At 30.8% G+C, this 581-nt stretch carries 1 pseudogene; it reads right to left on the reverse strand.

Annotation, left to right across the window (positions count from 1 at the left end):
• Positions 1 to 371 (reverse strand): annotated as a pseudogene (locus tag ACFINC_RS11615) (DsbA family protein); the annotation flags it as partial.
• Positions 372 to 581 lie beyond the last annotated feature (210 nt).

Here is a 581-nt window from a genome sequence, read left to right on the forward strand (position 1 = left end):
GAGAGTGAAAAATCTCCTTTTCTAATAAATGGATGATAGAGGCTTGTCTTTGGCTTTCGTATTCATTCTGTTTTTCTAGCTTATCTTGAAGAATAAGCTGCATTTCAATCATAATTTCTGGATGAGTAAGAAGATACTCTCTCACAATTTGTTGAATATGATGAGAATCAATATGGGGTGTAACTTTCTCTTTAAGCTTAGATAAAAAGTTAGAATCTTCCAGAAGTTGTATTTTAAGCTTTTCTAAGTTTAAATTTTGGGTCTGATGTTGCGTTTGATAAAGAAGGGGAAAAAATTAAAATACTCAACATAACAGGGGCTAAAATTTTTGAAACAAGCGTTATTTTTGAGTTTTGAGGTTGATGAATCATCTGTATCCCTTCGTATTTTCTATTGTGTCATCGAGTAAACTATATGAAAAGCGTTCTCTACGTGCAATAAAGCATTCGCTATAGTGTGTATCCACAAATGGGAAAAAACATCAATTTTTCTCTAAAAAATTTTATATGATGCACATTCGCAAAGATTATCTTCTCTGAAGCATAAAAAAAATCTCTTTAATTTGTCAAATGTTGTTTTGA

The organism is Bartonella sp. AP58NXGY (assembly GCF_042195785.1).
Lineage (GTDB): Bacteria > Pseudomonadota > Alphaproteobacteria > Rhizobiales > Rhizobiaceae > Bartonella.